This window comes from Mesorhizobium sp. M2A.F.Ca.ET.039.01.1.1, from assembly GCF_003998035.1.
Taxonomy (GTDB): Bacteria; Pseudomonadota; Alphaproteobacteria; order Rhizobiales; family Rhizobiaceae; genus Mesorhizobium.
The window spans coordinates 1-867 of the sequence record NZ_RZRY01001334.1; the positions used below are offsets into that span (position 1 = coordinate 1).

Sequence of the window (867 nt, forward strand, 5' to 3'; positions counted from 1 at the left end):
AAGTAGGATACCAGTTCAAATGGACCCGTCCCAATCGGCTTCGTGACTGGGTCGGCGCCGCCGGCATCGAAACTGGGGTGGACGATCAGCCCGGGATAGTCGGTGAAATTCGCGATTATGGCGATGTCGGGGTCGCTTAGCTCGAGTTTGACGGTATAATCATCGACCTTGACGATCGCTCCATCTCTCGCCTTGCCGTTCTTGGCATCGATAAGCCCCCCGACACGAGCGGCCATCGAGTTGCCCGAGACGCCCTTCTCGCACCACCGGGTTATGTTGAAGATTACGTCATCGGCGTCGAATGTATCGCCGTTGTTCCAGGTGACGCTCTTCCGGACGTGGAAGACATACTCCGTCGCGTCCTCATTGATCTCCCAGCTTTCCAGCAGAACAGGTTCGAACGTGAACTCATGTGTGTAACGGACGAGCGGCTCCAGCCAGCAACGAGAGATGTTGGCAAGTTCCACCCAGTCATAGGTACGCGGGTCTTTCTGCGCCTTGACGGGCATTGAGACGCGCAGAATTCCGCCCTTCTTCTGTTCAGCGGCGCGCACCGATTGGGGAAATGCCACGCCGATCAGGCTATAGGCCATCGCACCCGAGGCGCCGAATGTACTTGCAAGCGCAAGGAACTCACGCCGGTCCATCGTGCCTGCTTTGACCTCGCTCGCCATCTTATCGATGGAAGCTGGAACGCGATCCCCATTGCTTCTGAAAAACGCCATGTTTCTTCTCCCTAATTTTATTGTTCCCGGTCCATTTATTCATGGGCGCCTGGCTGGACTTAGGCGAGGCTCGGGGAAATATCCTCCTGGCGTTTCGCCACAAACGCATCGAGTTCCTCGCGGACGGCAGGGTCCATCGGCG

Annotated in this window: 1 protein-coding gene; it reads right to left on the reverse strand. The window is 57.2% G+C overall.

The features are described 5' to 3' along the window. The coding region (locus EOA24_RS39705) for an ABC transporter substrate-binding protein (protein WP_245501998.1) at nt 1-725 on the reverse strand (725 nt) is incomplete at its 3' end. Nucleotides 726-867 lie beyond the last annotated feature (142 nt).